The organism is Sphingomonas sp. BK036, assembly GCF_004216825.1.
In the GTDB taxonomy this organism is placed as follows: Bacteria; Pseudomonadota; Alphaproteobacteria; order Sphingomonadales; family Sphingomonadaceae; genus Sphingomonas.
In genome coordinates, this window is sequence record NZ_SGXR01000001.1 from 1 (window position 1) to 26,324 (window position 26,324).

Here is a 26,324-nt window from a genome sequence, read left to right on the forward strand (position 1 = left end):
AGCAGGGCAAGGATCGCGGGCGTGGGCGATAGACAGAGCGAACTAGCAAAGGAAACGGCACGATGACGGACAGGCTTTGGAAAGTGACCGTGAGCAGCCTCTTTCCCAACGATAACAAGGTTGAAAGCGTCTATGAGGGGCATCATGCCGACGAGGCAGCGGCCTGTGATGCGGCGCTTACCAAAGAGGCGATACGTAACGGCGGGTCCACGATCGACCGCGTCGTGGGGGTCGAGGAGATCGGGTAGCCGACTTTGAGATCTACCCGACCGGCATCAGTCAAGATGCAATCAAGCCATTGATATAAAATGGTTTTTTTGGCTTGGGTGAAAGGGCGTGCGCGTAAAGCCTATACCCGGTAGAAGGTGAAAAATTGATCAAATGGATATGACCGACGCATGACTGAAGAGCAGAAACGGCTACTGCGAGATGCGTTATGGAAGATTGCGAACGACCTGCGCGGCAAGATGGATGCCGACGAATTCCGCGACTACATCCTCGGTTTCATCTTCTTCCGCTACCTGTCCGAGCGGATGCACATGTACGGCAACGGCATTCTGGCGGCGGACGGCATCACCTATGATGACATCCGAGAAGGCACCGACGACGGCGAGGAATATCTCGACGCTATCCGCGCGGAGGCGGTGGAGGAACTCGGCTATTTTCTTCGTCCGTCTGAGCTGTTCGAGGCGGTGGCCGCGAAGGGGGCGCAAAGAGGCAACAACTTCATCCTCGACGACCTGAGTCGCATTCTGACCAACATCCAAAAATCTACGATGGGGACAGAAAGCGAGGAAGATTTCGACCACCTGTTTGAGGATATGGACCTTGGCTCGACCAAGTTGGGCCGTACGGTTGCGGACCGCAACGACCTTGTCGCCAAGGTCATGGGTCGGCTAAGTGACAAGAGCAGGATCGATTTTCAGCTTAACAACGCCGAAAGCGACGTGTTGGGCGATGCCTATGAATATCTAATTGCTCAGTTTGCCAGCGGCGCGGGCAAGAAGGCGGGAGAGTTCTATACCCCGCAACAGGTATCAACGATCCTCGCCCGCATTGTCACCAGCGGTAAGACACGGCTCGACAGCGTGTACGATCCGACGTGCGGGTCCGGCTCCCTGCTGCTGCGCGTGGCGCGCGAGGTGGGCATCCGCAACATTGCGAAGGGATTTTTCGGGCAGGAATTGAATCGCACGACCTACAATCTCGCGCGGATGAACATGATTCTGCACGGCGTTCATTACCGGCAGTTCGATCTTAAACAGGAAGATACCTTAAAACGCGACGAACATCAGGATCGGCAGTTCGAGGCTATTGTCGCCAATCCACCATTTTCAGCCGACTGGAGCGCGGACCCCAGCTTCACTACCGACGACCGGTTCAGCACGTTCGGGAAACTGCCGCCTGCGTCGAAGGCTGATTATGCGTTCGTGCTGCACATGCTGCATCATCTGGCGGAAAATGGCACGATGGCGGTCATCCTTCCGCATGGCGCATTGTTCCGGGGCGGCAGCGAGGGGGCGATCCGCAAAATTCTGATCTCGGAACGCAACTGGCTGGATGCCGTCATTGGCCTGCCCGCGAACATATTTTATGGCACGGGAATTCCGACCTGTATCATGGTATTCAAAAAGTGCCGCGAGAACCCGAACGATATCTTATTCATCGATGCCAGCGGTCCCGGTAACTTCCAAAAGGCGAAAAACCAGAACATCCTGCGCGACAGTGATGTGGATAGGATCATCGCCACCTATGGCGACCGGAAAACGGTCGATCGCTACAGCCATGTCGCGACAATGGCTGAGATAGAGGAAAACGACTGGAATCTTAATATTCCGCGTTATGTCGATACGTTCGAGGATGAGGCTTCGATCGATTTAAATGCGGTGCTTGTGGAATTGAAGAATATCAATGAGGGCATGGCCGACGTGGACGCGCGGATCGCCGGATTTTGCCAAGAACTGGGCATTGAGGCTCCGCTGTGAAGCCAAAACTGCGATTTCCGGCATTCAAAAAAGCTTGGCAGCCGAAGCATGGTGACGACGCGTTCAAAAGCCGTCGCCAACGTGCGATAGAAGGCCTGCCACTTTACTCGGTCACGATGGATCAAGGAATGGTGCGCCGTGACTCGTTGGAACGTGAGTTCGCGAGCAATGCACCGGACGAGGCTAATCTCAGGGTCTACAAAGACGATCACGTTTATAACATGATGCGAATGTGGCAGGGTGCCGTAGGCCGGGCGCCCGAGGACTGCATGGTAAGTCCCGCCTATGTGGTGCTCCAGCCAAAACCAGATACGGTTCCCGCGTTCTTCGATCACTGGTTCAAACGCAAGCGCTCCGTGTATTTGCTCTGGGCGTATTCCTATGGCCTAACTAATGACCGGCTTAGACTATATGCGCGGGATTTCGGCAGGGTGCCAATGGCAATTCCTGAAGCAGCTGAGCAACGCAAAATTGCTGACTTTCTTGGCGCTATAGATGAACGGATTGATTTATTGCGGCGTCAGCAAGGCTGCTTGGCGAAGTATAAGAGTGTTTTGATACAAGGAATGTTCGATCAGTCATTACGGTTCAAGCGTGATGATGGTGCTGTATTTCCAGAATGGGACAAGAAGCCATTCACCCAACTGGCTGAGCGCGTCACCGCCAAATTTGACCCTCAGGTATCAACTGAAAAGCCTCTAACTATCGAGCTTGAGAATATCGAAGCTGGCACTGGAATCGTACTGGGTGAAACAGCTTTCGGCGATCAGCTAAGCTTAAAAAGTAGATTTAAAAAAGGTAATGTTCTGTTCGGTAAGCTTAGACCGTATTTACGTAAATTCCTGTTTGCCGATTCAGATGGAATTTGCTCAACTGAAATATGGGTTTTCCAGGCTAAGAAAGTTCATCCTAAATTTCTCTACTATCTTGTCCAAACCGACGAGTTTGTTTCGGCAGCAAGTCAGTCATCTGGATCAAAAATGCCACGTGCCGACTGGGGCGTTGTTAGCAAGCAGGAATACTTTGTGCCCTGTTTAGATGAGCAGCGTAAGATTGCCGATGCCTTGAGTGCTCTTGACGAAAGGCTAGCGGCAGTATCGGCGAAAGTGCTTCACATGAAGGCCTTCAAAAAGGCTCTCCTACAGCATATGTTTGTTTGAGGGTCGAACGGTGCGGCGTGTTATCAAGCTTATTAAAGAAAATGAGCAGCGGTTTCCCGAATGTGCGAAATACTATGTCCCGCTCATTGGGAAAGCTCGCCGGAACCTAGTCAAGCATCCTGATATTAGTATTGAAACCTGTAAAGCTCTGCTGGAGGGTATTTCCAAGACGGTCCTGATTATTACTAAACCCGAGTGGGATCGGCAACGTATCGAAAAGATGACATTTGCGAAGCTCGTAACTCACGCGATGCAAGATCTTAGAGACAACGATGATGTTGTTGAAGATGAGTTCAAGAGTCATGTAGTCAGTTTTTCTCAATCGCTCGCGACATTGCGCAATCATCGTAGTGACATATCGCATGGGCGAGGTGCACCCAAGGCAATGGAAAGTAGCAGGCGGTTTGCCTTGCTATCGTTCCATACGTCGGAAGCCATCGCGCTTTATATGCTCGAAGCCTATTTCGAGCGGCGCACTGCGGCATTGGTTGTCTTGCCCGACAGTGACGATGAGCAGCCGTTGCCCGGTGGACTTCCTGATATAGAATATGAAGATAACCAAGAGTTCAACGACGAACTAGATAGTCAATTCCCGCTCGATGGAAAGCTTATTTACAGCTTTGCCCTCTACAGACTTTATTACGAGGACTATATAATAGAGCTTGAAAACTACCGAGACGCTGTAGCGGAGTCCATTGATAATTTAATAGAGCATGACGATGGCAACGCAGACTGAGGCCCAGCTTGAAAGCGATCTGATCGACCGTCTGGTCGCGCGCGGCTGGGTGCGTGTTGTGATCGCGGATGAGGCGGCGTTGCTGGCCAACCTCAAGGCCGAACTGGAAGCTCATAACGCTGTCGCGCTGACCGACGCGGAATTCGCGCGCGTGCTCAACCATCTCGACCGGGGCAACGTGTTCGAACGGGCGAAGACGCTCCGCGACCGTTACGAGCTGACCCGCGAAGACGGCACACGGCTTTATATCGAATTTATGAACACTCGCGAGTGGTGTCACAACCGCTATCAGGTCGCCAGCCAGATCGTGCAGGAGGGATCGTACCAGAACCGCTACGACGTGACCCTGCTGGTCAACGGGCTGCCTCTGATCCAGATCGAGCTGAAACGGCGCGGGCTGGAGATCAAAGAGGCGTTCAATCAGGTCAACCGCTACCACCGGCATAGCTACTCCGCCGGGCGCGGGCTGTTCCAGTATGTGCAGCTTTTCGTCATCTCCAATGGAGTTGATACTCGCTATTACGCTAACAACCGCAAGCAGAGTTTCAAGCAAACGTTCACGTGGAGCGACGTCCATAACGGCGCGATCAACTCGCTCGCGGATTTCGCTGACGCCTTCCTAGACAAATGCCATGTGTCGAAGATGATTGCGAAATACACGGTATTGCACGAGGGTGACCGGCAGTTGATGGTGCTACGGCCCTATCAATTCTACGCGGTTGAGGCATTGGTGAACCGGGTGAAGAACAGCACCCATGGCGGCTATATCTGGCATACTACCGGATCGGGCAAGACGCTCACCAGTTTCAAGGCATCGCAAATCCTCACCGAGATGCCGGAGGTGGACAAAGTTGTGTTCGTGGTGGATCGCGCCGACCTTGATTACCAGACAACGCGCGAATTTAATGCCTATAGCGACGGGAGCGTCGACGGCACACACAACACACACAAGCTTGTTCGTCAGTTTACCGATATGACGCGGCTGATCGTCACGACTATTCAAAAGCTGAACGCTGCGATTTCAAAGCAGCAGTTCCTCGATCAGATGGAACCGTTGAGGGGCAAGCGGATCGTATTCATATTTGACGAATGCCACCGGTCGCAGTTTGGCGACACGCACAAGCGTATCACTAGCTTCTTCACGAACTACCAGATGTTCGGATTTACCGGCACGCCCATCTTTAAGGATAATGCCAACAAAAGTGAGGCAATCGCCCGCACGACGAAGGACCTATTTGGCGAATGTCTGCATCGCTATGTCATTACCGACGCGATCCGGGACCAGAATGTGCTGCGCTTCTCGGTCGAATACTGGGGTAAGCTGCACCGACGCGATGGTAGCCTGATCGACGAGAAGGTCGCCGGCATCGACACAAAGGAATTCTTCGAGAACCCGGACCGCATCGAAAGTGTGGTGGATTGGATCATCGCGAATCACGGACGGAAGACCCATAGTCGCGACTTTACTGCGATCATGGCCGTAGGGAGTATTGATGCGCTGATCCAATATTATGAAGCCTTTGCGCGGAAAAAGGCGAGCGGTCTGCACGACCTGCGCGTAGCGACCATCTTCACCTACGGCACCAACGAGGACGATCGGGACGCCAACGGCCTTATTAGCGAGCCGGAATTCGACATCGTCCGTGACACACCGGTCAACGCTCATAGTCGTGAAAAGCTCGATCGCTTTATCGTCGACTATAACGAAATGTATGGCACCGCCTTCTCGACGAAAGACAGTCTGAGTTTCTACAGCTATTACAAAGATATCGCGAAACGGATCAAAGAACGCGAACGGGAGAATGCCAAGGATGCCGACCGGGTGGACATCCTGCTCGTGGTAGCGATGTTTCTTACAGGGTTCGACGCGAAGAAGGTCAATACTTTGTATGTTGATAAGAACCTCAAGCAGCATGGCCTGATCCAAGCCTATTCCCGTACCAATCGCATTCTTAACGAGGTGAAATCGCAAGGTAATATCGTTGCGTTCCGCAATCTGAAGAAAGCTACGGACGAGGCGATTGCATTGTTCGCTGACAAGGGTGCGAACGAGACGATCCTGATCGATCCCTATGTCAGCTACGTTGCTCGGTTCAATGAGGCAGCAGCAATGCTGCGCTCTCTGACGCCAACGGTCGATGCCGTCGATGCGCTGGAAGACGAAAACGCCAAACTGGCTTTCGTGCGCACTTTCCGTGAGTTAGCACGGCTGCGCAACATCCTAAGTGTCTTCGCCGAGTTCGATTGGCAACAGCTTGACCTAGACAATCAGTTATTTGATGACTTCAAAAGCAAGTACCTTGATATCTACGAACTGACTCAGAAGTCTCGTGAAGAGGGAACAGCATCCATCGTCAACGACGTGGATTTTGAGATAGAACTGGTTCGGACAGACCGCATTAATGTCGCTTACATTCTTAACTTGCTTTGCGAAATCAAGGCCGACGAAAGTGCCGGCACCGACTCAGGTCAAAACCCGGAGAAGCGCTTTGCCGATATCATGGACATGGTGGGGTCCGACGGGCAGCTTCGCAGTAAGCGCGATCTGATCGAGAAGTTCATCCAACAGAACATGCCGACGCTCGAACCGGGTGATGATGTCGGTGAAGCGTTTAAGGTATATTGGGATCAGGAGAAGGAAAAGGCACTTGCCGCCATATGCGCGCAAGAAGGCTTGGACCGATCGAAATTCGACAAGCTAATCGATCACTTCAATTTCAGCGGTCAAAATCCTCTGCGAGACGATGTCGTCGCGGCATTAAATGTGCAGCCGAGAATTTTAGAACGAAGAAAGGTTGTGAATCGGATTCTCGAGCGGTTGATTGGCTTTATCCGGACGTTCGAGGACGATATTGGCGAGATACAAGATGCTTAAACTCCGTCTGGCATCCGGCTCTTTGTAACTGCTGCGAACGCCTCAGCCTCTGACTTGAGCCATGGGGCACCCTGCACTACCTGCGCTGCCGAAAAGTCGATGAGTTTATCGACATTCGCGCGCGTAACCTCGCCACGGTCTACGGCGATGCTAATCCAATCGAGTAGCAGGCGGTTGGTGAAAAGCAGCAGCGCCTGTTCGTCTTTGTCCATTGCCATTAGATAGCCCTCAAACAGCGATTGCGGCGTAGACAGCGCCTACGCCTTGCCCACGCGCGGCGGCTGCCACACTGTATTGCGACCTTTGTCTCGTGCGCAGATCATCGTTCATACGTGTCTGCCAGCCGGCACCGGCGGCTCGATAACCTTCTAATACATCACGATCGATTCTCAATGACACCTGTTCCTTGGTCTGCCCAGCCGGGCGACCGCCCCTATTTTTCACAAGGGCCGATACTACGGCGGTAGGCAGTACCTCATTGGCAGGACGCGCGCGGGCGAACTCCTCGGAAGTCCATTCGGGGTTGTCGTCATAGCCTTCGGGCGGCGGTCCCTTACTCATAGCGGCGCATCTCCTTCGCGTGGACTTTGCGGAAACTTATGATGTGAATGGTTTCGCCCCGCAGCGTGAACACAAGGCAGCGGGGAGCGCCCCCGATCCAGCCAAACGCCCGCAAGCGTGTTTCGCCGTAATCATAGCGATCATCCTCAACCACCACAGGCGTATCATCGAACGCGGCGAAGTCAGTGAACGACAGACCATGCTTGGTGATGTTCGCTTCGTTTTTGGTCGGGTCGAACGTTACCTTCACAGAGGTTTGTGTAGATGCATTAACATCCAGATGCAAAATTTTTGTCGGATCGTGCGACATACGAACTCCCAGCCGAAAACGGCAGCCATCATGGTGAGAATGATGTGAGAGCTACGCGCGGTAGCCTGCCAGCCATTGTGCCGGGAACTCACGGCCGGAACGAAGCCCGACGCAGCGCTGGTTTATCCAGCGTCGTTAATGGCAATGTAGGCCACGATGAAAGTTATGCAACGTTGTTCGACCAATGGTTGTTAGCGATTTTAAGCGACGGCTAGAAGCCTTCGATTTCAGTCGGTTGGTCCTTGATTCCTGCCCCAAATGAGCTTCGCCAAACCTCTATCCGCAAGAGGGGTTCGCAACGATGCGCCAGACCTTGTCTGGGAAAGGCCGGTATGCGACGATTGCGGCTGCGCTGGAACTCCGGTTGTAATCCGCGAGCTGGACCCATGAGAAGTTGAGGTAACCCCTCGTGCAGGCAGTGAAGACACGGGCGAGTGCATCGTGCCTGACGTTCCCCTCTACAAGTTAGAACGACCCGACGACGCTGACGACTGAGGCGTAGACGGGTACCTAAACCGACCTCCCCGCAACCTGATCTCGCCGGGAAAGGACTGGTCGCCTTGACCGCCATTCTCGATCTGGACAGTTGTCACCGGAGGGACGGGCCGCCAGTCCGGTAGGGCATATCATAAGCGTTCTATGTACCGACCCTATTCCGGCTTCTCAGAATAGCCCCTCTGTTCGGCCAGCGCAGCCAACACACTCTCCACCACGAACTCCTTAGGCTTGATCCACTTACCAGAGCGGACTTCGCGTGCGAGCAGTTCCAATGCTGCGATAAAACCCGGCTCGTTCGAGAAATGATGCGTAAAGGCGTGAAAAGACAAATAGTCCATCACGATACCGCCGCCTTTCAGACCCGCCATGCTAGCGCAGGCAACGGCATATGCTTCGCCCTCATCATCAAATAGCTCTTTGACAATGGCTAGACCGATCACCCGACGCTCGCCCAGCGTGACCTCCACATCCTTCCCACCAACAATCAGCTTGGCCGTCTTTTCCCTCGCCAGATAGCGCGCTGCGCCGTTTATCTGCTTGATTGCAGCACCGATCTGCTGGTGCGTCATTTTCCGCTTGCGATCGATGGATCGGCCAAGGCTCGGTTCAGTTGTTGGGCTGTCTTTTGCTTGGATCAGCACCGCCACGTCGTCGGTCAAAACAAGGTGGTCTAATATCTCCTTGTTGCTGTCCTTCCGACGCGGGTTCATCATGATTTTGTAGGGATCTAAGGCACGCAGAAGGCAGACCGATATGTCGCGCTCTTGGTAATAGCCGGGATCGTCCCTCGTTAGACTGTCTCGACGGAAGCCGCCTGACCCCAAATAGCTATTATTCTCAACTGTCATGTCCATGACGTATAGTTCTTCCGGCGACAGAGGCTCGGCAAACACGGCGCGAATTGCCTGTTCGTCGTCCTTTTCATCTCGCCAACCGAACCAATTCTGTAACGCCTCATGAATGCCCTGAGCATTCTGAGGGTGGTAATCGAGAAGGTAGATCGACTCTTCACCGATGAGGCAGCTTCCCGGATCGTCAAGTGTCGTGCGATAGCTCAACCATTCGTAATTCTGGTCATCGAAAAAGTAGATATCGACTTCATCGTATCGCAAGATCTCTAGAATGCCATGCGTCCATGCATCGTCACCAAACATAGCGGAGGTAAGCGTTAGCGGTTCATCGGCGTCGTCAAAAAACGCGGTAACCAGCGAGGTTGTCAGGCCTGAAGTAGATGATAATTTCGGAAGGTAAAATGCGAAACCGCCGCGCACCTTGGCAGCCAAGATCATCTCCTTGCCAACCTTAACGACGAGAGATAGTCGCTTGTCTCCCGGCAGGCGAACAGGAAGCAACCCTCCTTGGAAGCTGGCAATCTGTGGCTTTATTTGCGGATGTAGAACGGTCAGCATCGCTACTCCCCTAATCCGATACTACGCGGTTAGCCGATGACGTTTCGAGGAACAAGATCAAGGACAAGTCCGCCGACACTCAAATGCGATCATACCATTTATCTGCCGTATTTTTGGCGTCGATTGCTTCCTTCCATTTATTCTTGGTGTAGCTCGCGCGAAAGCTCAGAGTAACGCTCATAATCTAAACGTGCTTCTAGTGCAGGCAATAACTCCCTTGAAATCCATGCGCTCAATTTTCTAACATTAAAGGTCGGAACGGCAATCGCAGCACTATTCGCTATGCCACTCTCTCGTCCTAAAACATCGTTTTGAATGCCAGCATAAGATACAATATCATCTAAGAGGTATAGCTTGAACATCATAACAGACCATGCAGCTAAATCGGTTTGCCGTGACAGCTGAATATGTCCAGCATACCTTATGTCTTCAACACGTAATTGTGGAACCTCGGCTAGGCGTTTTTTAGTCCACCAAAATAGGTGAATACCACTCGTCCATCGACCACCGCGCCTGGCGCAGTTCTGTACATATGCACGGCCTAGACTTGTCAGGGCAATATCGGAACGTGCCGATCTAATGCCTCTAAGTTGCGCCAATGACTCGATCTTTGAATCTAGATAACCGTAATCGACTACCGACTCACCAACGATATCCGAACGGATTATATTCACGTCTCTTGCAGCTGCCGAAGCGTCGGAGGCGACTTCTAAACCGGTTGTAAGCCGTACAATCTTATCATCAGCGTATGCCTTAGAATGGTATACCGCGACTTCTTCCGCCCGCTTAGAACTCAAGTCTTTGCGAATATGCTGTCCACATGTTGTTTCGTCCGGTAGATTAAGTACCTTTCGATGGCGCGCGCAATATCCGAACGATAGGCCAACTGCGCCGTACTGAAGGCCATTGAACCAGCAATTTTGGCAAGAATGTAATTTCATGGCTTTTTGAAAACCGCTTTCACAGATGCAGCAGCGTCGGCAACCGGTCGAAAGTCTAGCAGATGCTCGCTGTGCTCTTCGACATAGCGACGCGCCTCCATTACCTCAGAAGCATCGGGCCACGCGGCCTTGCCTTTTCCATTGCCTTGCATCAACCCAAGCAATTCTGACTTGCTTATGTGAGTGACGCCACTCGCTTTTGCATGTGCGACAGATGTTTGCCAAACACCGCCATCTTGCGCGAACGTCTCGGCTACACCTCTATGTTCGGTTGTGGACAGGTAAGGAGTCTCGCGGCCGGGACCTTCAAGGTACATTACGTGACGTACAATCGAGTCATCTGCGTGAGGGGTAGGTATGCAGACACTGTCTTTGTGATCGCCACGGAACAGGGAATCCCGGCTCTGTTTCCATTTCTTATCGGCCATCGACCATGTCCCGCTTTCGGCTACGTGTAGCTGACGCCCACGTTGTTGAGGCAGCTAGCCATACATTGTCGTTTGCTAGTTTGGGAATGGTAGAGGGCTGTCTGCGTTGCCCTGCGTAAAACGACGGTTTGTTGAACACCTAGAGTGGCTTCGTCCGGGGCCGTACTCCAACGGCTACTCCTTCTCATAACTTTGTATGCGGAGCAAAATCTTAAGAATCTGAATTGGAACGGTTTTTGAGAAAACCGTTCCGAGGCAGGGCCTGCGCACCCCGTAATGAGCGGCTCTCCCAACCCTTGACTCTTTCGTCAGTCGTGCCGATCATGCAGTGGTCGGTCCATTCCGGTCACCCAGGTGGGTGCGCCATTTTGCGAATGATCGTCGGAAGATGGAGTATATAATGGCTACTAAGATTAAGCGCGACGCGTTCGTGCTGGATTACCGCGTTTGCCGCAACATCAGCTCACCTGAGGATGTCGAAGCGGGACGCCGGGTTTATTCCGGGCAGGCTGCTGCTTCTGCCGTTTTGCTGCTCGAAGATGACGAGAATGTACGAGAGTACCTCGTTAATGCAGCGGGTAAACAGAAGCAGTCTTCTACGCTGGTTCATCAAGCTATCCGCAAAACGCTTCGGGACCACCCTGACCAATTTAACATCTTGAATGGCGGCATGGTCATCGTCGCTCGTGGCGGCAAGATTGACGATACGGCCAAGTCATTGACCTTGGATAGCCCGAGCATCATCAACGGGTCTCAAACACAAGGTGAACTCCGTCGCTATTTTGACGAGGGGGTCGACAAGGAGGCCGGGTTCAATCCCAGCATCAAGTTCGAGTTGATCATCACCGACGATAGCGATCTCATCGCCGAAGTCTCGATCGCTCGTAACTTTCAGAACGATGTGCGACCGATTTCGATCGCTGGCCGGCGTGGGCAACTCGACGATCTCGAAGAAGCAATGCAGCGGCGGCTTCCGACGATGATGTTGCGGAAATCGGAGTCCGATATCGTCGTCGACGACGGTCGCTATCTCGACACTGAGAAGCTGATTCAGGTGACCTTTGCCCTGATGCCTGAAAAGGTGCTTAGTGAAATCGATCGGCTCGATGCGAGCAACAAGGTCTTTACCTACTCGCAGAAAACCCGTTGCTTGAAGCTATTCCAGCGCGTCGTCGACGAAGGTGGGCCGGTATACGACGCCTTCATCCAGTTGGCCCCGATTGCATGGAGCCTGTACGAGCACTGGAAATCACACCAGGGCTTCAAGGGTACGCGCATTCGGTCAATCACCCGCGAGGATGGGAAGATCATCGAGGTCCCTGATGGTGTGATCTTCCCCATCATAGCGGCGCATGCGGAGTTCGTGTCGAAGGTGCAACAGGCGTGGGACGTCCGGAAACCCAATGTCTTCACCGACGACGAGCTCATTGAGGCAGCGAAGCAGGCCTATATGGAGATCGCCGACCATAACCCCCAGACGATGGGTAAAAGTAAGGCATGCTATTCGACGCTGGCGCAGATCACGTCGATCTACGCGCGGTTCGCTCGCCGGACGCGTACTCCCGCTAGCGTGTAACGTTGGCGTGCGAAGGATCGCATGAAAGCGGTGCTAGGTGCCTGGCTACTTTGCAGCCGGGCACTTTGGTATCGCTAGTATCGCAAACCGGCAATAAGCGCGTTCGAATAAGCCGATTCCGCTGCACCCTCACCTCGTATACCGGCGAAAAGTGCAGCATTAGGAGCAATCGAACTGCAGCTGTCATGGGTTGCCTCCTTTAAAGCTGACCGCTGACCTACCGGATTTTGTGCAGAAAACGGCCGTTAATCGGGCATGATTGAGCAGCGAGCGATGCGGGGGAGGGCGTCGGTATGTGGCGCTGGTGGTGCCGCGACCGAGGGTGGCGACAGAAAATCAGAGAGCTTGAGGCCAGAGAGCTTGAGCTTGAGGTCAGAGATTGGGACCGCCTCGCCCTCATACGGGGTGAGGAGATGCGTTAAGTCGCCGAGATGGCTTACAATATCCGTAGGCGAGTATCGCGAATTCTTCATGTTACTCCATCCCTAGAAAATGGTTTTTTAAGGCTCGCTCATAGCCTTTGGAAGCATCCTGTATCTATTCTATGCGGCAATCATACCCACCTTTCGCACGCATCGTCGTAGAGCAAGCCAGATTATTGGCGTTCGGAAAACGTCGGTTTGTTGAACACCGAGAGTGGCTTCGGCTGGGGCCGCGCTCCAACGGCTCCCGCCTGCTGTCCGCCCGCCCGTCAGTCATCATCACTAAGAAGTGTGCTAAATTGCAGTAGGCGCAGGGTAGGTCACCGCTATCTTTGATCTGCGATTCCTGGCTTCAATCACGGGGTACCATGCCCGTCGGATCCGTTGGTATGTTTCCATAGCGCTCAAGCAGTGCTGAAACCTTGGTGGCATAGCGCGGATTGGCCGTGACGAAATCCCGCGCGGATCGGCGCACCACAGCTTTGCCGACACGTTCGCCTCGCGCTGAGTATTGATCGATGACGGGAATGAAACCATGTATCCGCCAAGCAATGTCATAGCGACGTTGATCGACTGCACTGAACATGGCCAGCGCGACCTGCGGCAGGCTGCCGTAGATCCGGCGCATGCCCGCTTCAGGGTCGTCTGGACAAGTTTTCCCGTCCCAGCTGTAGTGGCCATGCAAGGCCTCTACCATCACTCCATCGCGCTCCGCCTTTACGACAAAATAGGATGTAACCGTAGTCGAATGCGCGCGCGCTTGATGCAGTATGTAATAGAAGTGCCGCTTGTCGTGCGCAGATAGCACAATAGTTATGTCGCTATCTTGCCAACGCTCGAAAAACGATTGGACTGGCTTCTTCCAGCGGGGTTCAAAGGAGATGAAGTCCATAAAGGCTTGCTGCTGCGCCTGCCAAGACGGTTTGGCCAAGGGTGTTACCTTAGCTTCGAAGCTGTGCCGGTTGCGACGACCGGCGCCAGAACTGATTGAAAGAGCGCCGATCTGGCGGAGAACGTATTCGTCATCGGCGATGAGCTGCGATCGCGGCCACGCCCCCATGCGAGTGACTGACGTTACATCATACCGCGTCAGTAGCGATGCAATCTTTTCCGCCGTTCCTCGTCGATCCTCGGCAAGAGTTGGAATGATCCCTGGGGCACCGTCTGCGCAGATCCACTCAAGCGCATCACATTCGGCCTCCCATCCTAGGAAGCCATACGGGGGCCGGCTACCGACTGGCTGACCGATCACGTTCTCAATTGCCTCCAGATGCCGCTCAGCTATACGCCAGACGCATGCGACGATCCTAAACGGAGCTTCTTCAGCAAAGACATCATTTGCGAGATCAAGTTCGATAAGGGCGATTCGAATCTGAGGGAGCAAGTTTGCGCGGCCGCGAACATGCTTTAAATAAATGAGTCGGTCTTCCGCCGCCGCGAAGTGCAAAAGATCGATCTCGGGGCTGAGCTGTGGCAAGAAGGTCAAAGGCAGAAGTGGCTGCACTTCAAGTGAAAGTGAACCATTCACGTTCTTGACAATGAAACCGCGGACATCGACGCCGGCGGAAACGGCAAAATAGGATAACGGGACGTTAAGTTCATGCCAGTCCGTAGATATCATGACACATCGGATCATCTCGCGTGGAATGCGCTCCTGATCGACTAATAGTGTTACGTATTTGCTGAGCTCATGTACTCCGGTACGGGCGCTGGCGTCACTGCGTTTTACTTCGACGCATACGATGTGATCAAAAGAATCTCTTGCAATAATGTCAATCCGACCGGCCGCCCCATGCGGGTTAGCCACAGAGTATTCTTTACCAAGCAATTGCAAACCCGGTTCGATCAGGTCTAGGTTCGCAGCCAAGGCATCGCGCAGTTCAAGTTCGTTCGCGAATAGGCCGACTACCGGTAATTGCGGATTAGCCGTGCGTGTAGGAGTGTTCATATGTTCCGCATTCCAGTAGCTTTGAGTACGGTTGGCAGTTAAAATTGAGTAGTTTTATTACCGCCGCTCCTGAGGCGGTAGCTCTTATCAGAATCCGTCATTAGCAGTTGCCTAGCAGAATCGTCGCTTCATTCTCACCGCGGGAGTAAGCGTTTAATGTCGACGCGATGATCCGCGCTTCAAGAACATGAAGTTGATCATTGCCTCCGCGCAAAACGATGCCTGCTAGTTGATGCTGCCCATTTGCGTTTACGCGAATGACCGGGCTGCCCGATAGATCGTCGAAGTTCGTTAAGCCATGAATGGACTTAACGTCGACTTGGAAGGTGCAGTCGTCTTCCTTCCATGACCCACGATGACTTTGCCCGACGAGCAAAATTGGACAATATCTGATGATACGGTCTTCCGGGTCGAATTCTCGAGTTTCACTTGGAAACCCTCGGACCAAGACTGTTCCAAACGATACATCCAAAGTAAGGCCGTCTAAGCAGAGGGGTTCCTCGCCACAAAAGAGGTGCCGCACAAGCAGATCTTGTTTGACTGGCGCGATGGCTAGGTCCTGCCACTCGGCCGTTTCCTCTGTAGCGATTGGCTTAATCCGCAGAATCGCTTCGTGTGGAACAAAAGCGTTATTCGGCTCTACAGCGTGTTCGATCGAGTATGGTATGCGCAGTTGGTCCGCCTGTATAGGACTTCCCATATATTTATCGAAAAGATGGGCTGCCGTTACTGCGAATACCTGCCCTCCGAGCTCGACTAGGACCGAAGAGCCGGAGGTTCCGTAGGGAAAATCTTCATCATCAAACTCGAATAGCACTGGCCGGGCACATTTGGCAGCCTGGAGAGCGCTTGCGGCTTTCCTTAGAGATTTTTCTTTATTGGTGGCCATTGGACTCTTTGCGTTGGCGAAAAGCAGCGGCCCGGTCGGTTCCCGACTTGCCAACTTGTCGCTGAGGTTTCGCGATCGACTTTAGCAAGCGGCTGGCGATTTAGGAGCATAATGTGCGGACCTAATGACATGGTGCCCCCGTCGCGAAAGCAATATGCCTCGGGCGATCAATCCACTCGTATATGTTCAATAAACGGCCGTTTCATGAACGCTGCCGGCCGCATATGCCGACATTGCCTTTTCCGCTATTGATATGTTCAATAACCCGTGCGAGAAACTAAGTCCATAAAAGGATGGTTGCTCAAAGAATGTTGGACACGCTTTCCGCTCCCCTGCCAAGCCAGTCCGGTACGCGGCGGATTGGCTATGCGCGCGTGTCCACGGCCGACCAGGACCTCAATCCCCAACTCGACATTCTCCACGCGCGTGGATGCGCGCCGGTTTACTCCGAACACGCATCCGGCAAGACGGCGGACAGGCCGGAGCTGGCGAATGCCATGAAGGCGCTTCGTGCTGGCGACACGTTGGTGGTGTGGCGGCTTGACCGGCTCGGGCGGTCGCTTCCCGACCTTATCGCCAACATCAACGAGCTGGCGCAGCGAGGCATCGCGTTTGAGAGCGTCACGGAGGCGATCGACACCACGACGGCGGCGGGCAAACTGGTGTTCAACATTTTCGCCAGCCTCGCCGAGTTTGAGCGTCACCTTATCAGTGAACGGACCCGAGCGGGGCTGGCGGCGGGGCGTGCCCGTGGCCGCATGGGAGGCAGGCCCCCTGCCCTTACCTCCAAGCAGCTCCGCGAAGCCCGGCTCCTGCTGACTGACCCCAACGCGACCGTAACGGAGGTGGCCGAGCGCTACGAGGTCAGCCGGACCACGCTTTACAAGGGGCTACGCGAGTTGGCTGCCAAGGAGAACAAGGTATGAAAGCCACCTTCATCCGTCATGGGCAGAGCACCGGCAATGCCGGAATGCCATGTCATGACCTTGCGACGATCGAGCTGACCGAAAAGGGTTGGGATCAGGCGCGACGGCTTGCGGCGGACTGGACCGAAACACCATCGCTGATCGTGACTTCGCCGTTCCTGCGTACCCAACAGACAGCCGCCCCGACGATCGAGCGCTTCCCCGACGTGCCTGTGGAAGTGTGGCCGATCGAAGAGTTTACCTATCTCCAGCCTTCCCGCTGGAACGGTACGTTGGCGGTAGATCGGGCACCGCATCTTGTGCGGTATTGGGGTGAAGCTGATCCGGCCTATTGCGATGGCGAGGGCGCGGAAAGTTTCGGCGCACTGCTACGCCGCGCCGAGGCCGCGTTGATGCGGCTTGCCGCCCTGCCCTCTCCTGGCCTCGTCTATGTTTTCAGCCATGGGCAATTCATTCAGGCGGTGCGGGCTGTGGTCACGGAATCTGAGTTGGACGATCGGGGCAAGATGCTCCGCTTCTGGCGCGAGGGTGTGCCGCCCGCGATCGGAAATATTGAACGAGTAGAATTTGGGTGGGCGGATGCTCGATGGCAACACGCAACTCACCTAACCAAATAATAAGCTACTAAGCCACTAAGCGGTTTTCACAGGTGTGACGTTGGCAGGGGCTTGGAAATTCAACAATCCACAGGCGCATTAGGACGCTATAGGAAGATTAGGGATTATTAGGCTTTATAGGCTTGCATAGGCGATAATAACTGGTCATAGGGCTTTTACGGTCGCCTATGGCCGCTAAGGAGCCTACGATGCCGACCGCAGAACTCTCCGCGCTGACGAACACTCGCCTCCAGGCAATCGCTGTCCCTTTAACTGACACGCACGATACGGTGATTACGCGACTGCTGGATCATTGGGATGCCACCAAGACGGACCAGCCCAAAGTCATCAAGCCAGGCGAGCCCATCGGCATGAAGGACGATGGTCGCACGATGATTTTCGACTCTGCGACCCCACCCCAACTGAACTTCACCAACTGTCTCCAGGTGATCCTCAACGGGAAAAAACTAAGCAAGGGAGAAAGCTATTGGAATACGATCATGAACCGCATGATCCGAGAGGTGCATGCCAAGGGCCACAATGCTCAAGTGATCTACGATATGCTCTTCGTGAATGCCGAAGTTGGCCAAAAGGAAGAGAACGGGTACAAATTTCTGTCTGATGTAGGTTTGTCGGTGCAGGGTCAGGATAGCAATGCCGCCTTCCGTCAGGCTTATCAGCTAGCGGCGCTAAACGGCATCTCGTTCGAGATTTGGTTCGGTTGGCAGGATAACGACAAGGCCGCTTACCCTAACCGCCAAGGCGTCCTCGAACTCTGAGTTGCATCAATCATGAAATTCCAAAGTCCGTTGGAGGACGCTCCGGCGGCATTGTGTCAAAAGGATATTGCCGGTCACTCTATCCCAATGTCACTGGGACAACTAAGCGAATAAGCTACTAAACGCTATGGTTGCGTACTAACCGACTAAGCGATATAAGTCGCTTACGAGTTTAGTAGGAGCGGGTATGCAGGTCTGGGCAGTGATTGCGCAAAAAGGGGGGCAGTCCAAAACGACCCTTTCAACCGGCTTCGCCGTCGAGGCAGCACGCGAAGGCGCGTCTGTCGTCATCCTTGATGCTGACGATCGACAGGGATCCGCTCTTTACTGGTCGGAGCGTCGTGATTCCGATGATGTAATGGTGAAGGACAGCAGCGTCGCTGGTCTACCTCTCCATATCTCGCGAGGGCGGGGCAGCGGCAAGATTGATCTTATCATAATCGACACGCCTGCGAACTCTAAAGACATTGCGATGCTCGCGGCCGAGCAGGCGGACTTCGTCGTCATCCCCGTGGCCCCTCGCGGGCTCGACGTTCATTCGGTCCTGCAAACCATCAAACAGGTACAGCAAGCCGGCACGCCGTTCGCCGTCATCCTGACCCAAGTTCCGCATCAGGGTGGGGAGGGGCAGGAGGCCCATGCTGGCTTCTCAGCCAAGGGCGTGACGATGTTCAACAGCCGCCTTCATTTCCGTAAGGACTTCTACAAGGCCACGCCTCTTGGAAAAACAGCGGCGGAAACGGAGCCCGACAGCAAGGCGGCGGCGGAGTTGCGGTCAGCTTACGAAGAAGCTAAGCGACTAAGCGGTTATGCGACTAAGCAAGTAAGCGAGGTGGCATAATGGCTCGGAAGCCTTCGGCACTTGCCGGCATTTTCGATGACGAGCCCACGGAGCCGGCTCCAGTAGCGGCTCCCATTGCAGACGCGGCTCCTGAGCCAGTGCAGAGCGACGCACCGCGCCGTGCGCGTCGTACAGCGATCGAACCGACGATGCCGGTACGACGCAGCAGTCATCCCGGCAAGAAGCCGGTGTTGATCCATATTCCCGAAGACATGCACCGAGCGTTGCGTCAGCTCAGCGTAGAAGAGGGAGGGGAACCGCTTACCGTCATTACTGAACGCCTGCTCCGTCAGTATTTGGTCAAGCGGGGCCACACCAGGTTCGCGCCATGAGCAAACGGCGCGATCCCAATCCTGAGTTTGACCTGTTTATCCCGGCGCTGGGCGACCTTTCGCTTCGTGACCAGCGCGAGATCATGGAGCGGCCGTTCTTCTCGCTTCAAAAGCGCAAGCGGTTGAAGCCGATCGAGTATAAAAGCCCTGACGGTGAAGCCTGGGTACGCGTGCAGGCGATCCCCGACTACGGCATGGCAACGATATGGGATGCCGATATCCTGATATGGGCCGCATCAACCCTCAATCGAATGAAGCAGCAGGGCTTGAACGACTTGCCTCGCACACTGACGACAACGCCCTATGACCTGTTGCGGGCGATCAAGCGCGGCACCGGGGGTAGGGATTATCAGGAGCTGCAAGCGGCGTTGCTGCGTCTCCAAACTACGTCCATCACGACTTCGATTCGCGCGACAAAGCGACGGCAAAAAGCCGGCTTCAACTGGCTGGATAGCTGGACGTTCGACACCGACGCCGACACCGAGCAGCCTCGGGGCATGACGTTGACCCTCTCGGATTGGGTTTATGAGGGGATCGTCAACGAGAAGTCTCTTCTTACCATGCACCCCGACTATTTCCTTCTGTCCGGCGGGCTGGAACGGGCGTTGTATCGGATCGCGCGCAAGCATGTCGGCTCGCAGCAGGGTGGGTGGCTATGCCGGGTCGAGGTGTTGCGCGACAAGACCGGCAGCGACGCTCAGCCCAAGGAGTTCAACCGAATGCTCAGGCGCGTGATCGAGGCCGACCAGCTTCCAGACTACGCAATGGAAATGGGGGAAACGGCCGACAAGAGTCCGGCCGTACAGTTCAGACGGCGCGGGGAGGTTGAGGCGCTGGCGCTTGCTGAGCGGATGCGCGCAGAAGAGGAGCGGAGTGCCCGCTTTGACGCCGATCGCCGTCGAACCGAGGAGGTAGACGCCCGCATGGATCATCTCGCCGGCCGCCGCTAACTATCGGGGTATCACCCACCGGGTGCGTAACTATCGGGGTATCACCCACCATGCAGCGGCGGCCAATAACCATAGATTGATCTCGGTCGAGCTGCTGGTAACCGGCTAACTGTGGATAACTGGCACCGCCAACCGCTTTCGGGGATCAGCGGACTCGGGGTTTCACCCACTATTGCCTCGGGGTATCACCCACCATGCTATCGGGGTATCACCCACCGAATCACGGGGTATCACCCACCACGGCCTTTCATAAGACGCTGATAACAAACTAAATATTTCACTTTTTCACAAGCTTAACCTTCTTAACAGTTCATATTTAACAGAATCTTTTAACGCTTAAGCAGCTTCGTCACATCAACGTTAAGACAGATGCGGAATTGCCCGTCGGGCAATATGTTTGTGGATGCGTGCCGGCTAACGCCGACACAGGGGCGACCTTACGGTCGCAAGCTTCCGATGAAAGCTTAGCCGATATGGCGGTGTGTACCTGCACCGACTCCTAAGCGGATAGGGCAAAGCCTTCCCTCGTTGTCAGGGCAGGCGACGGCCCCATCCCACTATCGCTCCAAGCAATGCAGCAGCTCCACGGGCGATGAGCATAACGGGGTGCATCACGAACTCTACCACCATGAAGCCCATGAGCTTGCCGAGGATCAAGCCGCCAACGATCGCTACCACCAGCCAGATCATAACCGTGGGCCGGCATGGTAGGGATTGGGATCGAACATCCCGCGATATTCGGCGTCGGTACGATAATCGATCCGGTCGAGGAGCCATGCCGGTTCCCCGGCAACGAACACGATCGCGCGTCGCTCGCGCATGACCTCATCGGGCGTGAGCAGCTCGCGGCCGGCGAATTGCTGACTGACACCGGACGACTTGCCCCGGTTGAACGATCCGCCACCGCCGCCAACGTTGCTGCCACCGCTCTTGCCTTCATTGGCCGTCTCGAACTCGATCGTCGCCTTGCCGAGCATCTCGGAAATGTATTTGGCGGTGTCGAGGTCGCGGGCGTTGAAGAACTGGCTGGTGGCGTTGGCGAGGAAGCTGCCCTTCTTCGGATAGATTTTGAGCTGGTCCATGTCCTGTAGGAACAACCACAGCGCGACACCGAACCCGCGCACCAGGCTGATCGCGTCCTCGATCGCGGTCATTCGGCCGAGCTGGGCGAACTCATCGAGCAGGAACACGACCTTGTGGAGCGGCGTCACGGTGTCCGCCATCACTCCGGCGAGCGCGTCGTTGACCAGCCCGCGCACGAACCGGGCATTGCCTCCGCGCAGTTTGTCGGCGGGCAGGACGATGTAAACCGTCATCGCCTTGTGCTTGAGATCGCGCAGCGAAAAATCCGAGCGGGCCAGCGCACGGGCGATGCGGGGATCATCGAGGAAGGCGGTGTGCCGGCGTGCTGACGACAGCACCGAGCCGCGTTCGCGTTCGGCCATGCCGGAGAAGGTATTGGCGGCGCGAGCGACAATGCCGAACGCTGCATCGCTGACCATCATCGCCGCCAGCGTTTCGTCCAGTTCCTCGGCGCTGGAACCGAGCAGCCGGCGGACCTCGCCCATATTGCGCTGATCGGCGGGGAGGCCGGCGACGTGCAGCACCACGCCCCGGATGAGATCGCGGGCGGTATCGTCCCAATGATCGTCCCCGCCCTTGTCGGACGGGACCACGCAGGCGTCGGCGATGGTCATCGCCTGCGCCAGACAATCCTCGCTTTCGAGGTCGATACGGTCGAGCCAGTTGAAACCGTGGGCGGTGTCGCCCGTCACCCCGTAGGGGTCGAGCAGGAACACGGCCTGCCCCATCGCGCGGCGGGCGCGGGCGGTGACGGCGTAGTTCTCGCCTTTCACGTCCAGCACCAGCGCCGAGCCGGGATATTCGAGCAGGGTCGGGATGACCAAACCCGTTCCCTTGCCCGCGCCGGTCGGGGCGAAGGTGACGACGTGGCCGGACTGCCGGAACCGGTTGTCACCCGCCACGGGTCCTATCGCGCGACCGAGAGCGAATCCGGCGGGGGTGGAAGCGTTGGCGGGGGGTAGGTGCCCCAGCGCACGCATCTGGGACACTGAACCCCAATAGGCGCTGCCGTGGGTGTCTGGGCCTGCGGGAGGTCCGACAGGCCCCGCGGGAGCTTCAGGCGTGCCCTGTGCCGCCCCGGACGACCCGAAGGGAGCCCTGCCGGTGTAGAGCAGCGGATAGCGTTCGGTGTAGCCCCACAGCGCCGCCAGCGCGAGGATCGCGGCGAGGTCCATCGCCCACCACGGGAAAATGGGCAGGAAGACGTGCAGCGCGAACAGCGGGAGGAAGATCGGCGGGGTGAGGGCGACGAGCTTCCATGCAATGCGCGGCCGCTTCGACCGGTACGCGAAGATCGAGCCGACGAACGCGGCGATCAGCATCCACTCGAACAACGCTGTCCAGCGCCCGAGCCTCTGCCCCATGCCGGACCAGTAGCCGGTCATTGTGGTCGGATTCTCGCGCTCCATCTTCACGTTGTTCAGATCGGTATTCAACGATTCCTGTTTGTGGCGTTCGTTGCGCGCTGCCTCATCGGCTAGGATGGCGGCGAGATCGTCGGCGTTGCCCGACAGGTCCATGATCAGCACGTAAGCGGTCCCGGCAAGCGGGCCCGTGCCGTTCGAGCGCAGCGCGCGCGACAGATCGGACAGGCCGGCGCGCAGTGATGCGGGCGGGGCGAGGCCAGCCGCCACCAGCCGCTGGCGATAGCCATCGGTCGCCAGCTCCACGAAACCCTTTAGCCGGAAATCGACGGGTTCGGATGCGGGGTGGGGCTTGGCGGTATCGGCCTTGGCTTGCGCCGTCAGTTGTTCGAGGAGGGGCGCGGCATGGTCGAGACCATCGGCGACACCGTTCCAGTTTTTCGCATTGGCGGCGGCGATCATGCGGGTGGCGTCGAGATGCAGATCGGAGATAATGCGGGACCAGCGATCGGCGCTGCTATCATGCGCGGTGCAGACGGCGCGAACATGCTCCGCGTGCCGTGCGGTATAGTCCTTGTCCTTGCCCTCCATGAACTTCGCGCCTTCCAGCACCGCGTCGCAACGCGGCACATCGGCATGAGCCATCGAAACGGGAGAGAGTGCGATCACTCCCGCCAGCAGGAAAGATCGCACCCGGATCATTGGTCGTCCGATCCGACATTGGCCGCGTCACCACGCGGCGGTTTGGTAAGGCCGTCAGGGCGAGGAGGCAGACCGAACACCTCCCGGTCACGAGTAGCGAACAGTTCCCGGTTCAGAATCGACATAAGCTGTTCCTCGGTAAACTTGCCGCGCTTGATCGAGGCATTGATCGCGCCCCCGATCAGTATCTTGCGACGAGTATCGACCTTGCGCTCCTGTGATTTTTCACGAGCATCAAGGGCAGCGATACGAGCGGCGAGTTGACGTCGCTGCTCCAACAGCTTCTCGCGCTGGGATAATTTGGTTTCGGCCAATGCCCGTCTCCCACAATCAGAAGGGCAGGGTAGGCAGAAGGCAAAAGCAGTGCAAGCAGAAGGCCAAAAAACAGGAACGAGAATGAGTGAGAAGGACAGAAGAAAGAAGACTGCTGACGCAGCCGTTAGAGAAGCTAACGGCGCACTTATGCAAACCTACAGTTTGCGTACGGTCGGGAGACCCCGACACCCCTCTCCGGCGTTGAAGACGCCTGCGCACCCGTGTAGAACGGGCTTGCCACGACCGGGAACGCAAGAGCTACCGGTCGCGAGAAGAAGTTAGAACCAGAAGAAGGGCGCGCGCATATGTCGGACGGCCTAGACACAGCGACAGCGACAGCGACAGCGACAGCGATCAGCGCGGAGGAACGCGCCAAGCGACAGCGCGCCATCGATTTCGCGCGAGGCAGCATCCGCTTCGAAGGGTTGATACCCTCGCCGGAAGCCGAGCAGATCAGCCAGCGTTTTATCTCCGGCGAAATCACGATCGAAGAAGCGCTTGCGGAAGTCGGCGCACTGTATGGTCAGCATCATGGACGATAGTGCAGGGCAACGGGAGCGGCGAAAGCGAGCGCTAGATTTTGCACGTGGCAGCGTTCGTCTGGAGGGGTTCGTCCTCGACGATCAGACGGAGGCACTGTTCGCCCGCTACGTAGACGGCGACCTAGACCGCCCCGGCCTGACCGCCGCAATCTTGCAATACTGTGGAATCCGCCAAGCGACCGATAGCAAGGAGGCACCATGATGAAAGAACGGGACAGCACGCCGGCTATCAGTGCAGAGGAGCGCGCCAAGCGGCAGCGTGCGGTGGACTTCGCGCGGGGCAGTGTGCGCTTCGAGGGTTTCATCCTTGGACCGGAAGTCGAGGAGCTAAACCGCCGTTTTATAGAAGGCGAGCTAACTTCCGACGAGCATGTCGCAGAGACGCTACGTTTGTACGACCCGGCGTTACGGGACTAACTGGTATGCCGCTCGCTCCGTATCACATGAGCGTGAAGACGATCGGGCGCTCCGCCGGGCGTTGCGCGACAGCCGCGTGTGCGTATCGCTCAGGCGCACGGATCGAAGATCAGGCAACGGGTCGGGTGTTTGACTATTCCGGGCGCGGTGGCGTGGCGCGCGAGGATTGCGCGATCTACGCTCCGCCCAATGCGCCGGACTGGGTGCAGGATCGTGCCGTCTTATGGAACGCGGTCGAAGCGGCGGAGACGCGGGTCAACAGTACCGTCGCGCGTGAGTTCGAAGTCGCACTCCCGGCCGATTTGGACGACGCAGGCCGGCGGGCACTGGTGGCGCAATTCGCAAACGCGTTGGTTGAACGCCATGGGATCGTGGTCGATGCTTCTATCCATGAGCCCGATGCCTATGCGGGAAAAGGGCAGGGCAATCGCAACCATCACGCGCATGTGCTGTGCTCGACGCGGCGCATTGGCGAGGAGGGGTTTGGCCCTAAGAGCCGTGAGCTGGACAATCAGCGATCGGGCGAAGTCATGCATTGGCGCGGGACGTTTGCGGCAATGTGCGGGGATGCGTTGGAGCAGGCCGGGCACCCCATCAAAGCGGCACGTTGGCGGGCCGGGTATTTGCTAAAGGCAGGGCAGATCGAGGCAGCGCGTGAGCGCGGCGACACGGCGTTTATCGCCGCGAACGAGCACCGGATGCCAACCAAGCATTACGGCCCCAATGTCATCCATATCGAACGTAAGGGGCGGACGACCGACCAAGGGGATAAAGCCCGCGTTGTCGAAGGGTTGAACGCGGAGGTGATCGATCTTGCCGAGGCGCGCGAGCGGATCGAGGCCGAGCGCCAGGTCGAACCGGAACGCCCCCGCAGCCTGATCGAGGCGGGGCGCGAGGCAGCGCGGAACAGTGGCGTCCGGCTGCTGGGCACGCCGGCCGAGCCGGCAGCACCGGTTGTGCGCCCGCCCGAGCTGGTGTTGCGTGAGTGGAAGACCGAGAACGACCGGCAGTTTGTCGGCGTCGTCGCTAAGGCGGAAAAGGTGGACGCCTATGCGCGCCGGCTTCTCTCGGGGCATGAGCGCCGGCAGGAGGCGCACCGCCTGCAACGTCCCGAGGCTCCCGCCGGCCTGTTAGCTTCGATGAAGCGCGGGGCCTATGAGGTGGCGGCGAAGGCGTGGGAGCAGACCCGAGCGGCGATCGCCAAGCGGATCGAGCGGCTAAGCGGGCAGATTGATCGGCTTGCCGGTTACATGCGGCAGGCGTTTCCGTGGGAGGGCAACCAGTCCCCCGGCGAGCTAATGGCGGAACGCCTCGCCACCCGCGCCAAGCCGGCGCTGGCGGCGGAGGCACAGGCAGCGAGGGAGACAGGCATGGCGGCGATCGACGGCACGACCAAGGCGGATGAGCAGCGACGGGCAGACGCCCGCGCCATCACGGAACGCGACGGGAAATTGGCGGCGCAGCAGGACCGCACGCTGGCCGAGCCGTCGCAGGCCCCGACACTGGACGGGCGAACGCTTGGGGATCGCATGGCGGGCAGGGCCGATGCCGACGGCAAACCACCCCAGACAGCGCAGGAGAAGCGTCAGGCCGAGGCGTTGGAGAAGATCAAGGCCAGCCGTGACAGGGAGCGTCAGGACCGCGAGCAGGGCAAGGATCGCGGGCGTGGGCGATAGACAGAGCGAACTAGCAAAGGAAACGGCACGATGACGGACAGGCTTTGGAAAGTGACCGTGAGC

Annotated in this window: 26 protein-coding genes; 15 read left to right on the plus strand and 11 right to left on the minus strand. The window is 56.5% G+C overall.

Going from position 1 to position 26,324, the window contains the following annotated elements; genetic code table 11:
* Positions 1 to 62 precede the first annotated feature (62 nt).
* The 5 genes from EV283_RS00005 (at position 63) to EV283_RS00025 (ending at position 6,756) form a co-directional block, all read left to right on the plus strand.
* On the plus strand, positions 63 to 248 hold the full coding sequence (locus EV283_RS00005; protein WP_130321721.1) for a hypothetical protein: 186 nt from the start codon (positions 63 to 65) through the stop codon (positions 246 to 248).
* A gap of 150 nt (positions 249 to 398) precedes the next feature.
* Positions 399 to 1,985 carry a type I restriction-modification system subunit M gene (locus EV283_RS00010; protein WP_130321723.1) on the plus strand — a complete coding sequence of 529 codons (1,587 nt, stop codon included), beginning with the start codon at positions 399 to 401 and terminating at the stop codon, positions 1,983 to 1,985.
* The gene (locus tag EV283_RS00015) at positions 1,982 to 3,145 is read left to right on the plus strand and encodes a restriction endonuclease subunit S (protein WP_130321725.1); all 1,164 of its coding nucleotides are present in this window, start codon (positions 1,982 to 1,984) and stop codon (positions 3,143 to 3,145) included. The genes EV283_RS00010 and EV283_RS00015 overlap by 4 nt, the downstream gene beginning before the upstream one ends.
* A 10-nt stretch (positions 3,146 to 3,155) precedes the next feature.
* Positions 3,156 to 3,881 (plus strand): abortive infection family protein, encoded by a 726-nt coding sequence (locus tag EV283_RS00020; protein WP_130321727.1) that lies wholly within the window; start codon positions 3,156 to 3,158, stop codon positions 3,879 to 3,881.
* A complete protein-coding gene (locus EV283_RS00025) occupies positions 3,865 to 6,756 on the plus strand; it encodes a type I restriction endonuclease subunit R (RefSeq protein WP_130321729.1) in 2,892 nt (963 codons plus the stop codon). The genes EV283_RS00020 and EV283_RS00025 overlap by 17 nt, the downstream gene beginning before the upstream one ends.
* Here the strand turns inward: EV283_RS00025 and EV283_RS00030 are convergent.
* From EV283_RS00030 to EV283_RS00055, 6 genes are all read right to left on the minus strand, one after another.
* Positions 6,753 to 6,968 carry a hypothetical protein gene (locus tag EV283_RS00030; RefSeq protein WP_130321731.1) on the minus strand — a complete coding sequence of 72 codons (216 nt, stop codon included), beginning with the start codon at positions 6,966 to 6,968 and terminating at the stop codon, positions 6,753 to 6,755. The genes EV283_RS00025 and EV283_RS00030 overlap by 4 nt on opposite strands.
* Before the next feature lie 16 nt (positions 6,969 to 6,984).
* Positions 6,985 to 7,317 carry a BrnA antitoxin family protein gene (locus tag EV283_RS00035; RefSeq protein ID WP_130321733.1) on the minus strand — a complete coding sequence of 111 codons (333 nt, stop codon included), beginning with the start codon at positions 7,315 to 7,317 and terminating at the stop codon, positions 6,985 to 6,987.
* Complete coding sequence (locus tag EV283_RS00040; RefSeq protein ID WP_130321735.1) at positions 7,310 to 7,627, minus strand: BrnT family toxin; 318 nt, start codon at positions 7,625 to 7,627, stop codon at positions 7,310 to 7,312. The genes EV283_RS00035 and EV283_RS00040 overlap by 8 nt, the downstream gene beginning before the upstream one ends.
* A gap of 650 nt (positions 7,628 to 8,277) precedes the next feature.
* Positions 8,278 to 9,534, minus strand: coding sequence for a hypothetical protein (locus EV283_RS00045; RefSeq protein ID WP_130321737.1), 1,257 nt, complete (start codon positions 9,532 to 9,534; stop codon positions 8,278 to 8,280).
* Positions 9,535 to 9,671: 137 nt separating this feature from the next.
* Positions 9,672 to 10,475 carry a hypothetical protein gene (locus EV283_RS00050; protein ID WP_130321739.1) on the minus strand — a complete coding sequence of 268 codons (804 nt, stop codon included), beginning with the start codon at positions 10,473 to 10,475 and terminating at the stop codon, positions 9,672 to 9,674.
* Positions 10,472 to 10,903, minus strand: a complete 432-nt coding sequence (locus EV283_RS00055; RefSeq protein WP_130321741.1) for a hypothetical protein — start codon at positions 10,901 to 10,903, stop codon at positions 10,472 to 10,474. The genes EV283_RS00050 and EV283_RS00055 overlap by 4 nt, the downstream gene beginning before the upstream one ends.
* 400 nt (positions 10,904 to 11,303) lie before the next feature.
* On the opposite strand from EV283_RS00055, the gene EV283_RS00060 reads away from it, so the two are divergent.
* On the plus strand, positions 11,304 to 12,479 hold the full coding sequence (locus EV283_RS00060; protein ID WP_165391653.1) for an AIPR family protein: 1,176 nt from the start codon (positions 11,304 to 11,306) through the stop codon (positions 12,477 to 12,479).
* A 774-nt stretch (positions 12,480 to 13,253) separates the two neighbouring features.
* On the opposite strand, the gene EV283_RS00065 is transcribed toward EV283_RS00060, so the two are convergent.
* Positions 13,254 to 14,849 carry an endonuclease NucS domain-containing protein gene (locus tag EV283_RS00065; protein ID WP_130321745.1) on the minus strand — a complete coding sequence of 532 codons (1,596 nt, stop codon included), beginning with the start codon at positions 14,847 to 14,849 and terminating at the stop codon, positions 13,254 to 13,256.
* Positions 14,850 to 14,949: 100 nt separating this feature from the next.
* The gene (locus tag EV283_RS00070) at positions 14,950 to 15,738 is read right to left on the minus strand and encodes a hypothetical protein (RefSeq protein ID WP_130321747.1); all 789 of its coding nucleotides are present in this window, start codon (positions 15,736 to 15,738) and stop codon (positions 14,950 to 14,952) included.
* 308 nt (positions 15,739 to 16,046) lie between these two features.
* Between EV283_RS00070 and EV283_RS00075 the strand changes: the two genes are divergently transcribed.
* The 5 genes from EV283_RS00075 to EV283_RS00100 all read left to right on the plus strand — a co-directional run bounded on the left by EV283_RS00075 (position 16,047) and on the right by EV283_RS00100 (position 20,162).
* Complete coding sequence (locus EV283_RS00075) at positions 16,047 to 16,664, plus strand: recombinase family protein (protein ID WP_130321749.1); 618 nt, start codon at positions 16,047 to 16,049, stop codon at positions 16,662 to 16,664.
* Positions 16,661 to 17,281 (plus strand): histidine phosphatase family protein, encoded by a 621-nt coding sequence (locus EV283_RS00080; protein WP_130321751.1) that lies wholly within the window; start codon positions 16,661 to 16,663, stop codon positions 17,279 to 17,281. Before EV283_RS00075 ends, EV283_RS00080 begins: the two co-directional genes overlap by 4 nt.
* Positions 17,282 to 17,469: 188 nt before the next feature.
* Entirely contained in the window at positions 17,470 to 18,039 is a 570-nt protein-coding gene (locus EV283_RS00085) for a hypothetical protein (RefSeq protein WP_130321753.1), read from the plus strand.
* 187 nt (positions 18,040 to 18,226) lie between these two features.
* Entirely contained in the window at positions 18,227 to 18,880 is a 654-nt protein-coding gene (locus EV283_RS00090; RefSeq protein ID WP_130321755.1) for a ParA family protein, read from the plus strand.
* 328 nt (positions 18,881 to 19,208) lie between these two features.
* Positions 19,209 to 20,162 carry a replication initiator protein A gene (locus EV283_RS00100; protein WP_130321759.1) on the plus strand — a complete coding sequence of 318 codons (954 nt, stop codon included), beginning with the start codon at positions 19,209 to 19,211 and terminating at the stop codon, positions 20,160 to 20,162.
* A gap of 531 nt (positions 20,163 to 20,693) precedes the next feature.
* Here the strand turns inward: EV283_RS00100 and EV283_RS19010 are convergent.
* Genes EV283_RS19010 through EV283_RS00110 form a run of 3 tightly spaced genes read right to left on the minus strand, consistent with a single transcriptional unit; the run spans position 20,694 to position 23,625 of the window.
* Positions 20,694 to 20,852 (minus strand): hypothetical protein, encoded by a 159-nt coding sequence (locus tag EV283_RS19010; RefSeq protein ID WP_165391654.1) that lies wholly within the window; start codon positions 20,850 to 20,852, stop codon positions 20,694 to 20,696.
* Positions 20,849 to 23,311 (minus strand): type IV secretory system conjugative DNA transfer family protein, encoded by a 2,463-nt coding sequence (locus EV283_RS19355; protein ID WP_242615710.1) that lies wholly within the window; start codon positions 23,309 to 23,311, stop codon positions 20,849 to 20,851. Before EV283_RS19355 ends, EV283_RS19010 begins: the two co-directional genes overlap by 4 nt.
* Positions 23,308 to 23,625 (minus strand): mobilization protein, encoded by a 318-nt coding sequence (locus EV283_RS00110; RefSeq protein WP_130321761.1) that lies wholly within the window; start codon positions 23,623 to 23,625, stop codon positions 23,308 to 23,310. The genes EV283_RS19355 and EV283_RS00110 overlap by 4 nt, the downstream gene beginning before the upstream one ends.
* A 306-nt stretch (positions 23,626 to 23,931) precedes the next feature.
* Here EV283_RS00110 and EV283_RS00115 point away from each other — a divergent pair, with 306 nt between their 5' ends.
* From EV283_RS00115 to mobQ, 4 genes are read left to right on the plus strand one after another with little or no spacing between them, the layout of a single operon-like run.
* Positions 23,932 to 24,168: an antitoxin VbhA family protein gene (locus EV283_RS00115; protein WP_130321763.1), complete on the plus strand. Its 237-nt coding sequence runs from the start codon at positions 23,932 to 23,934 to the stop codon at positions 24,166 to 24,168.
* Positions 24,158 to 24,370: an antitoxin VbhA family protein gene (locus EV283_RS00120; protein WP_242615711.1), complete on the plus strand. Its 213-nt coding sequence runs from the start codon at positions 24,158 to 24,160 to the stop codon at positions 24,368 to 24,370. The genes EV283_RS00115 and EV283_RS00120 overlap by 11 nt, the downstream gene beginning before the upstream one ends.
* A complete protein-coding gene (locus tag EV283_RS00125) occupies positions 24,367 to 24,585 on the plus strand; it encodes an antitoxin VbhA family protein (RefSeq protein ID WP_130321766.1) in 219 nt (72 codons plus the stop codon). Before EV283_RS00120 ends, EV283_RS00125 begins: the two co-directional genes overlap by 4 nt.
* A gap of 26 nt (positions 24,586 to 24,611) precedes the next feature.
* The gene (gene mobQ, locus EV283_RS00130; protein WP_165391655.1) at positions 24,612 to 26,261 is read left to right on the plus strand and encodes a MobQ family relaxase; all 1,650 of its coding nucleotides are present in this window, start codon (positions 24,612 to 24,614) and stop codon (positions 26,259 to 26,261) included.
* Positions 26,262 to 26,324 lie beyond the last annotated feature (63 nt).

Bases quoted from the DNA above. Each gene is read 5' to 3' on its own strand.
- EV283_RS00005 (WP_130321721.1), top strand. From the start codon at position 63: ATGACGGACAGGCTTTGGAAAGTGACCGTGAGCAGCCTCTTTCCCAAC.
- EV283_RS00010 (WP_130321723.1), top strand. From the start codon at position 399: ATGACTGAAGAGCAGAAACGGCTACTGCGAGATGCGTTATGGAAGATT.
- EV283_RS00025 (WP_130321729.1), top strand. From the start codon at position 3,865: ATGGCAACGCAGACTGAGGCCCAGCTTGAAAGCGATCTGATCGACCGT.
- EV283_RS00030 (WP_130321731.1), bottom strand. From the start codon at position 6,968: ATGGACAAAGACGAACAGGCGCTGCTGCTTTTCACCAACCGCCTGCTA.
- EV283_RS00035 (WP_130321733.1), bottom strand. From the start codon at position 7,317: ATGAGTAAGGGACCGCCGCCCGAAGGCTATGACGACAACCCCGAATGG.
- EV283_RS00040 (WP_130321735.1), bottom strand. From the start codon at position 7,627: ATGTCGCACGATCCGACAAAAATTTTGCATCTGGATGTTAATGCATCT.
- EV283_RS00045 (WP_130321737.1), bottom strand. From the start codon at position 9,534: ATGCTGACCGTTCTACATCCGCAAATAAAGCCACAGATTGCCAGCTTC.
- EV283_RS00050 (WP_130321739.1), bottom strand. From the start codon at position 10,475: ATGAAATTACATTCTTGCCAAAATTGCTGGTTCAATGGCCTTCAGTAC.
- EV283_RS00055 (WP_130321741.1), bottom strand. From the start codon at position 10,903: ATGGCCGATAAGAAATGGAAACAGAGCCGGGATTCCCTGTTCCGTGGC.
- EV283_RS00060 (WP_165391653.1), top strand. From the start codon at position 11,304: ATGGCTACTAAGATTAAGCGCGACGCGTTCGTGCTGGATTACCGCGTT.
- EV283_RS00065 (WP_130321745.1), bottom strand. From the start codon at position 14,849: ATGAACACTCCTACACGCACGGCTAATCCGCAATTACCGGTAGTCGGC.
- EV283_RS00070 (WP_130321747.1), bottom strand. From the start codon at position 15,738: ATGGCCACCAATAAAGAAAAATCTCTAAGGAAAGCCGCAAGCGCTCTC.
- EV283_RS00075 (WP_130321749.1), top strand. From the start codon at position 16,047: ATGTTGGACACGCTTTCCGCTCCCCTGCCAAGCCAGTCCGGTACGCGG.
- EV283_RS00080 (WP_130321751.1), top strand. From the start codon at position 16,661: ATGAAAGCCACCTTCATCCGTCATGGGCAGAGCACCGGCAATGCCGGA.
- EV283_RS00085 (WP_130321753.1), top strand. From the start codon at position 17,470: ATGCCGACCGCAGAACTCTCCGCGCTGACGAACACTCGCCTCCAGGCA.
- EV283_RS00090 (WP_130321755.1), top strand. From the start codon at position 18,227: ATGCAGGTCTGGGCAGTGATTGCGCAAAAAGGGGGGCAGTCCAAAACG.
- EV283_RS00100 (WP_130321759.1), top strand. From the start codon at position 19,209: ATGAGCAAACGGCGCGATCCCAATCCTGAGTTTGACCTGTTTATCCCG.
- EV283_RS19010 (WP_165391654.1), bottom strand. From the start codon at position 20,852: ATGATCTGGCTGGTGGTAGCGATCGTTGGCGGCTTGATCCTCGGCAAG.
- EV283_RS19355 (WP_242615710.1), bottom strand. From the start codon at position 23,311: ATGATCCGGGTGCGATCTTTCCTGCTGGCGGGAGTGATCGCACTCTCT.
- EV283_RS00115 (WP_130321763.1), top strand. From the start codon at position 23,932: ATGTCGGACGGCCTAGACACAGCGACAGCGACAGCGACAGCGACAGCG.
- EV283_RS00120 (WP_242615711.1), top strand. From the start codon at position 24,158: ATGGACGATAGTGCAGGGCAACGGGAGCGGCGAAAGCGAGCGCTAGAT.
- EV283_RS00125 (WP_130321766.1), top strand. From the start codon at position 24,367: ATGATGAAAGAACGGGACAGCACGCCGGCTATCAGTGCAGAGGAGCGC.
- mobQ (WP_165391655.1), top strand. From the start codon at position 24,612: ATGAGCGTGAAGACGATCGGGCGCTCCGCCGGGCGTTGCGCGACAGCC.